Below are 7,850 nucleotides of genomic sequence, written 5' to 3' on the forward strand. Positions count from 1 at the left end.
GTCGGCGTCCTCGGTCCAGACGACGACGGCGTTGCCGTTCGCGTCGATGTCGACGTCCGGGTCGACGTGGCTGCCGTCCGCGTTCTCGGTGTCCAATTTCCTTGGCTGCTCACCAGCGCATACCGCCTTGAACTGCGCCTTCGCCTCGGGGGACGATGTACACGGTCCACACAACACCGGCCAAGCGACAACGAGGTGTTGTGTCCCCCCAGGGGGGCACAACACGCGCGAAACGCACCGACGCCGCGCGGTCCCAGCACTGCCCCAGCGCCCCGGCGAACCTTCCCGGTCCCGGCACTAGGACTTGGTGACGTTCTTGACAGACAGCTGTGCCACGGCAGCGGGCACAGCGATGTGGGCGCGTTCGCGCATGGGCTCTTCCTGAGGATGCGACGGGTCTACGGGCAGCAGAAACGGCAGCGGCGGCCGTGCCCGGACTCAGAGAAAGAAGTAGGAACGCACACCCCAAGACTAGCAAGACGATACGTCTCGCCTCAATGCGTTTCGAAGGACGTCACGAGGCGCCCCCCACCCCACCGCTCTGCCCGCGCTTAGCCCGGCTGTGGCTGCGGCCGCAGAGTGCCACGGGGTGATCGGGCGCCATCACGAGATTCGGTCGCGGTGCGACGAACCCCCCAGGACAGTTTGCGGCAGATACGCCGGGGCCACACGGGGCGATGGGGGAGCGCCGTGACCTCATCGTGGGGACGGCCACGGCATCAACGGAGAAACGCGCACATGGGACAGCCGCCAGCGCGAGAGCGGGCTGGGGGCGACCAGGACCGGGCCTGGTGGGCATACGCAGAAACGAGGACACCGCCGAAGACGGGAAGACCCCCGTCTGAAGCGGCTACATGGCCGATGAAGGAACCCGATGCCCCCCACCGCCAGCACGATCACCGACCCTTATCTCGACCAGCTGTACGAGACGCTGCGTCTGTACCGGCACGGTGCGTTCGGTGTGGCGTGCCCGGAGTGCCGGGCACAGCCGGGGCAGTTGTGCCGGGCTCGGCGCAGCGTGCACCGGGCCCGCCGTGATCACTACAAGGTGTCTCTCGGGGCTTGCGAGGTTGTGCTGGACGTGAGGGGCGCAGCAGGCCGGCCCGTGCTCAGCGGGCAGCCCGTAGCGTCCGCCAGCCGGTGAGCGCAGGCACCGTCCTTCCGCGACCCGGGGTCCTGACCGGTTCGGTGGCTCGGGCGTGCATGAGGGTGGTGGGGGCGGGGCCGTCTGCAGCAGGACCTGAGGTCCGTCGCATGGAGCGTCATCCTCCGATGCTCTGGCACGTCTATGAATGAAGGCAGGCGAAGCCTTATGGACCCCAGGGGGCAAGGGATGCCCCAGCCTCCCGGGAGCACGGACAGGGACACGTTGATGACCACAGCCGCTATCCCCTGCGCGCCCCCGTCATGGTCGGCCCCGCCCCGATGATCGGAGAACTGTATACACGTGCTGCCCAACGCCCCCAAGGCCTCCTGGTCACCGTCACGCCCCGTGTGGCGGCGCCTTGTGAAGCTGAGCGGCCACAGCCGCAGCCTGCGGGACTGCGCTGTCGATGAATCGGCGCGGAAATCGCTGCCGGGGGAGTGGCTCCACCACGGCGAGAGGCTCAAGCTGTCCGATCAAGGGCGGGTCCTGGGACGGCCGGCCGCTTTGACGTCGTCGTGCGCGAACACCCCGATCGTGACGTTCGTGGTGCTGGGGCTGCCCTTCAGAGGCAGGCCACTACGGAGCTGCCGCCTCAGACGCAGGCCGCCGTGGACGCGGCATGCTGCGCGCCGAAGCCCACGCCCTCGTCCCCGCCTTGGGAGGCAAGGCCCATCGTGTCGTGCTGGGCTCGATCGTGTGCCGGGTCGGGGAGATGGGCGACCGGTAACCTGTGCGAGTGCGGACATCGGGCTGTGGGGGGGGCACGGTTCTGCACCGCTGGCCCGTGTGGCATACGCCCCGACTGGACTGATTCCGGGCATGGGATGACCGGCATCAGCACGATGAGTGAGGTGGGGCGGTCACCGGTCCGGACTGGGTGCTTTGGCGGGCGCCGTGCAGCCGCTCTCGCGTTCGGCACCCCAGTTCCCTGTCAGTGCCTGCTCGTTCTGGCATGAGAGTGGCATGACCGATGGCCGCGACGCGTCCCTGTTGTCTTGTCGCATCAGGGTTCTACAAGCTGGTCGGGCCGGACGTCGAACTCGCTCTGGTCGCCTTCGGTGGCTACCGGCCGTCCGCCCGTAGAGATCGTGATGATCTCGTTGCCGACCGGATCTGAGGTGTGGCTCACGATCTCGCAGATCATCGTGACGGCGATGGGGTACGCCGCTTCGGGGGTCAGGGCATCCCAGTCATCGAAGATCGGCGGCTTATCGAAGAATATCCACTGCCGGCCGTGCGCGTCGGTCAGACGCACCTCGACAAACCCGGGATAGGTACCGTCGTCATACTCAACCGCCCAGCGAGTGGCTTCGCACCGCAACGAGGTCATTCCGCCCTCTTCTCCAATTGACATGTGGCTTCATCCTTATCCGAGCAGCCAACGCTGACTAGCCCCTCACCCCGGCCCTTGGCGGGAGCACGGTTCCCCGCTGACGCCGGGCTTGAGGTCCCGTTCGCGGAGCGGCCACGGTGACCGTCCCGCGAACGGATTCCCAAAGCGCAGTCGATGCCGACACCGGGGTGCCGGGCGGGGGCTCGGCTGGTGTAGCCGTAGACGCGGGCGATCTCCGCGTGCTGGCTGTTGGTGAGGTTCGCGACGAGGTAGTCCTCTGCGGCACGCGCGGTGGTCTTTCCGTCCTGGTAGAGGGCGGGGACCGGCACTGCGGGGAGGGGCCTGTCCGGTGACGGGGACGTCGTCGTCATCCATGCCGGCCCCGGGGGCCAGAGCGCACCTGATCACGCCGCCTCGATGCCCTCCCCCATGCCTCCGACATCACCGCCGCAGAGCGGTGGAGTGACTGACTGATGCACCACAGCTGTGACTGGCGTCCCGCCCGCGGTGCCTCCGAGGAACAGACCGTCGGCTTGTCCACGGCCCCGGCCACTACGAGGGCTGCCGCCAGCTCCGTTTCGGCGGCAGCCCGACTACCCACCGGGTGGGCCTGCGTGGGCAGTGCGCGGATCACAGCATGGCGATCGGCGAGCTGCTGGCGAAGGTGAAGGTCCTCCATCGTGGCCTGGTGTAGGGCTCCGACCAGTGCCTCGACGTCGGCTTTTAACCGGGCGCGCGACGCCGGCTCGCAGGCAGCTGCCCGCTGTCTGTATCTGCTGTACCTGGCACGCGCCGAGGTCCGAACCGCCCAGCACTGGAAGCAGCAGATGCAGACCATGCCGCCCGAGCCCGGGCCGCCCGACCTGCCGCGCCTGCCCGACCACCTGGAGGAGGCACTGGGAGCCTGGTTGATCTGCGCTTCTCCTCCCCTTGCCACCCAGAACCTCGCGTTGCTGCTGGCCATCTGCAAAGGACAGCCCCAGCCTGGAAGGCAGGAGCGGCCGGCTCTGCCCCTCCCGCTCCAGCGGGCGGTAGCCGCCCTGGTCGCCGAGGAGGACTGTGATCTGGGGGAGGTACTGCGGCCCAGCCCTGAGCTGACGGCCGAGCTCAGCAGCTTCCACGGTCGGATCCCCCCACCCGGCTGCCATCGCCCCGCCACCGCTGCCCCGTCTGGCCCAGATGTTTGGCGGGAAGCAGTGACACCCGTCGGCACCAGCGCCCCCGCCCGCAGATATCACTGACGGAGCCAGTCCTCCCGCGACCTGCGGTACGCCGAACGGAGCTTGCGGCCCCCGGTCAGGACGAGGGCCGTGGCCGCCAGGACGAACAGCGCCACCGCGCAGCTCACATGCGGCGTTGACTCTCCGTGGGAAAGGGTCAGGATGCCCCCGCCGACGGCGCCCAGGGCCATGCCCACCGCCGGTGGCCAGCGGTCGGTGACCAGGCCCATGATCACCACCACCATGGTCGGCACCCCCAGCAAGAAGAACGCGACGGCCGACGTCCAGTGGAAGGTGTCCGTCATGCAACCGCCGTGCCGTCCCCGCACACAGTCGTCTGTGATCCCCACCGTCACGGGATCGATCCAGAAGTCCACCACGGCCCAGGCCATGGCGAACGTGACGGCCGCACCGACCACGATCCACCACGGCTGCCGCCAGGTGTCCTCGATGTCCCCGCCCCCGGACGGACCCTGACCGCTCATCCTGCCTCCCCCCATACGAGCCGATAACGCGACTATACGAGGGCGCACTCCCGCTCCAGTGCCACCCCTGCAGCCGCTTCGTAGCCGCCTCCGTGAGGGTCAGCTCGTTTGTCCCGTGGGTATGACGATGACGAGGGGGATCTCGCGGGCGGACCACGCACGCGGTGATGCCGCCGGCCATGGCGGTGCCATGGTGACGACCTCGTTCGCGGTCGTCTGCGAGCTCTGCGCCGCTGTCCTCTGACATCGAGGTTGGAGGCGCTGGAGCCGGCCGAACTCCGGCGCTTGGCCCTCGCTGCCGTCAACCCGTACACCGACCGCGACGTCCTCGCCCGGCAGGTCGCCCGCGAGGAGAGCAACGCCGCGTCCCGGCCGCCTTCCTGACGGCTGGGACGCGGCGGGCGCGGAGCACCGACGTAGCGCTGGACGTGCGGCCGCAAGCTCAGGCGGGTGCGGGCGCAGGGAGGCGAGCGATGGGCGCCGACCCTTCTCCACCGTGCGCTGCTCCCAGTCGGCCTCGGGGTGTTCGGAGCGCACCGCGTCGACGGACGCCGTGGTGTAGAGCGCGACGTCGGCGGTTCCGGCCCGACTGGTGCCGCATGTCCGCCTGCTGCATGCCGCCGTGTACAAGGCCCGCCGATGGGTATCGGCGGGCCTTCTCACTTCACTCCCGGTCAGTTGGGGGCGTGCTGGCGCTGCGCGGCGCCCTCGGTGGTGGCGTTTTCGGCGGGCGGGTTCTGCGGCTTGCCGTGCATGAGGGCGAGGGAGGCGAGGGCGCCCGCGGCGGCGATGGCGGCGGCGGCGAGGAATGCTGCGCTGAATCCGTCGGTGAGGGCGGGCAGGTCGCCGACGGCTCCGGCGCCCTGGGAGGTGGCGAGGGCGGTCAGGGCGGCGAGGCCGAGGGCGGAGCCGACTTGGTAGGTGGTGTTGACGATGCCGGAGGCGAGGCCGGCCTGTTCCGGCGGGGCGGCGGACATTGCCGCCATCAGGGTCGGGATGTAGGCGAGCGCCATGCCCAGGGCTGCCACCAGCGAGGCGGGCAGGACGTCGATGAGGAAGGAGCCGGTCGGGCGGGCCGCTGACAGCCACACCAGGCCCGCGGCCAGGACCAGCAGGCCGGCGGTGATGAGCGGCTTGGGGCCGAAGCGGCCGAGCAGGCGGGCGCTGGCGGTGGTCATGACGAGCATCAGCAGGCCGGTCATGGGCAGTAGCGCCGCTCCGGAGGCGAAGGCGCCGTAGCCCAGGACCTGCTGGAGGTAGAGGTTGAGGAAGTACCACATCGGGATCCAGGCCGCTCCCAGCAGGGCCATGGCCAGGTTGGAGACGCCGAGGCCCGGGGTGCGCCAGATGCCGAGCGGCATCAGCGGCGACCGCGCGGATCGCTGGATGAGGACGAACACGGCCAGCAGGGCGGCCCCGGCGAACGGCTGGAGGACGGTCTGCGCGCTCGCCCAGCCGGTCTCGGGGGCGCGCACCACGGTGAAGACGGTGAGTGCGAGCCCGGCGGTGACGGCTGCCGCTCCCAGAACGTCCACCCCGCCGCCACGGCGGGCGGTGACGGCCGGCAGCAGGCCAGTGGCGAGCAGGGTGGCGATGCCGATCGGGATGTAGATGATGAACACCCAAGGCCAGCTGGCCCATTGGGTGAAGACGCCGCCGAGGAACACTCCTGCCGTGCCGCCGGCCGGGGCGGCCGCGCCGTACAGGGCCAGGGCCTTGCCGAGCTCCTTGGGGCTGTGGCCGAAGAGCATCATGAGCAAGGTCATCGAGGCCGGTGCGATCAGCGCGCTGCCCACTCCCTGCACGGCGCGGCCTGCGACCTCCACCCACGCGCTCTGGGCGGCCGCGGCCACGACGGAGCCGGCGATCAGGACGCTCCAGCCGGCCACGAACACCTTCCGGGCTCCCAGCAGGTCGGACAGGCGGCCGCCCAGCAGGAGCAGTCCGCCGAAGGCGATGACGTAGGCGTTGAACACCCACTGCAGGTCTCCCTGGGAGAACCCCAGGTCGCGCTGCATCTCGGGCAGCGCCACGCCGATGATCGACGTGTCCATGATCACCATGAACTGTGGGGCGGCGAGCACCCCGAGGGCCCACCAGCGGCGCGGATTGACGGCTTGCATGACCGCTCCCAAAGAGAGAAAATCCCCTCATACCCCCAGGGGGTATGACTTCGACGGCTCGAACGCTATACCCCCCGAGGGTATTTCTCAACGGGTAAGCCACCAGGCCCCTCACTTCGCTGGCCAGGAAGGGGCGGGCTACTGACGATGCGGACACCTACCGCCACGTGAAGGGCGCAATGAAACCTTCGGGGCTGCGCGCGTACCTGCTCCTGGCCGAGATCAAGAAGCTGGCGGGCCGAGGCCAAGAAGTCCGAGGGCGCCTACCAGCCCGCCAAGGGGATGGCCCAGGCGGTCATCACTTGCCAGAACGCCGAGAAACCCGCTGGACTCGCCTCGGCAACGCCAGCTACGACAACACGGGTTCACCGTCCGCCACGCCATGGCCGCCAACGTCCGCGGCTCGTTCGCCGAGCACGAGGCACACGCCCCGGCACGGGGAGTCGGCAACGGCTGCCTGCACCGAGCCGCCCAACCCTTCCTCTGCCTCGGTCGTTGTCGAAGCTGCACGAGGCAACCGCTTGCGCATACCCCTGTCCACGGCCAGTGCAAGCAAGTCCGGCGGTGCCGGTCCCACAACCGGGCAGGTATCTCGCAACCTCGGTATAAACCCAGCCGACGACGCTCCGTACGCCGCGGGACGCCTCGGTGTCTTCCGCCTCACCCCGCTCCGTAGGGATCGCCGGTCGCTACCGGGCCACGGCAGGCTTCACCGTCACCCGCCTGCGCCCCTTCCTCGCCCGCGGGCACCCCTCACCGTCACGGCGCCCACTGCGCGCCGGGCAATCCACACCGGCGCAGGACACTGGTCGGCCGGAGCCGCTTCAAGGTCTCTCCCGGCGCGGGTCCTGCGGGGGCCGCGCCGGGCCCTGGGGCTGCGCCGGGAGTTACGTCATGGGCAGTTGGGGGCGCCGCGGAGCACGACGGCGAGCAGTCGTCGGATGGTCGTCTTCGCGTCCTCGCCCCCTGCCGGCGGGCGTGTCATCAGCAGGTGGTGAGTGGTGCCGACGAGGGCGAGCGCGATCGTGGCGGTGTCGGCGTCGGCAGGCAGCCGGCCGCCGCGCTGCTCCGCCTGGAGATAGGCGGTGAAGGCGTGCTGGATGGCATCGAACGCCGGGGCGCCGTCCTGGAAGCCCTGCCGGGTGTGCAGGGCGGCCGCCGGGCGGGTCATGGCCAGCCCCACCACGGCCGGAGGCAGGGCCTTAAGCAGGACCAGGACGACTTCTTGCAGGTTGTCCGCAACGGTGGCCGTCCCGGCTTTCGCCTCCAGCGCCTGGGCCTGGCGGGCGCTGCGCGCGAACCGGTCGAGGACCAGCTCGGCGACGAATTCGTCGAGGCCGGCGAAGTGCGTGTGCAGGACGCCCTTGGCGCAGTCCGCCTCCGCCGTGACCGCGCGGCTGGTCAGAGCGGCGGCGCCGTCGCGGGCCACCACCCGCTCGGCCGCGGTGAACAGCCGCTCCCGCAAGTCCGGGATCGCCACTCCGCGAGGTGACACAACTGCCCCTTTCCTTCAGCCCCATTGCAAGTATGGGCACTCGCCCA

At 70.0% G+C, this 7,850-nt stretch carries 6 protein-coding genes; 2 read left to right on the top strand and 4 right to left on the bottom strand.

The window, feature by feature from the left end; translation table 11 throughout:
* Window positions 1–874 precede the first annotated feature (874 nt).
* Window positions 875–1,144, top strand: coding sequence for a zinc finger domain-containing protein (locus ACZ4MU_RS35080; protein ID WP_467883665.1), 270 nt, complete (start codon window positions 875–877; stop codon window positions 1,142–1,144).
* A gap of 1,006 nt (window positions 1,145–2,150) precedes the next feature.
* Here the strand turns inward: ACZ4MU_RS35080 and ACZ4MU_RS35085 are convergent.
* Both ACZ4MU_RS35085 and ACZ4MU_RS35090 read right to left on the bottom strand, forming a co-directional pair.
* The gene (locus ACZ4MU_RS35085; protein WP_467883667.1) at window positions 2,151–2,501 is read right to left on the bottom strand and encodes a hypothetical protein; all 351 of its coding nucleotides are present in this window, start codon (window positions 2,499–2,501) and stop codon (window positions 2,151–2,153) included.
* A gap of 1,213 nt (window positions 2,502–3,714) precedes the next feature.
* Complete coding sequence (locus ACZ4MU_RS35090; RefSeq protein WP_467883669.1) at window positions 3,715–4,185, bottom strand: hypothetical protein; 471 nt, start codon at window positions 4,183–4,185, stop codon at window positions 3,715–3,717.
* 121 nt (window positions 4,186–4,306) lie between these two features.
* Here ACZ4MU_RS35090 and ACZ4MU_RS35095 point away from each other — a divergent pair, with 121 nt between their 5' ends.
* Window positions 4,307–4,429, top strand: a complete 123-nt coding sequence (locus ACZ4MU_RS35095) for a hypothetical protein (RefSeq protein ID WP_467883671.1) — start codon at window positions 4,307–4,309, stop codon at window positions 4,427–4,429.
* A 430-nt stretch (window positions 4,430–4,859) separates the two neighbouring features.
* Here the strand turns inward: ACZ4MU_RS35095 and ACZ4MU_RS35100 are convergent, their stop codons facing one another.
* Together ACZ4MU_RS35100 and ACZ4MU_RS35105 are read right to left on the bottom strand one after the other, a co-directional pair.
* A complete protein-coding gene (locus ACZ4MU_RS35100; protein WP_467883673.1) occupies window positions 4,860–6,308 on the bottom strand; it encodes an MFS transporter in 1,449 nt (482 codons plus the stop codon).
* 892 nt (window positions 6,309–7,200) lie between these two features.
* Window positions 7,201–7,803, bottom strand: a complete 603-nt coding sequence (locus tag ACZ4MU_RS35105) for a TetR/AcrR family transcriptional regulator (protein ID WP_467883675.1) — start codon at window positions 7,801–7,803, stop codon at window positions 7,201–7,203.
* Window positions 7,804–7,850: the final 47 nt, after the last annotated feature.

This window comes from Streptomyces sp. NPDC026377, from assembly GCF_055567715.1.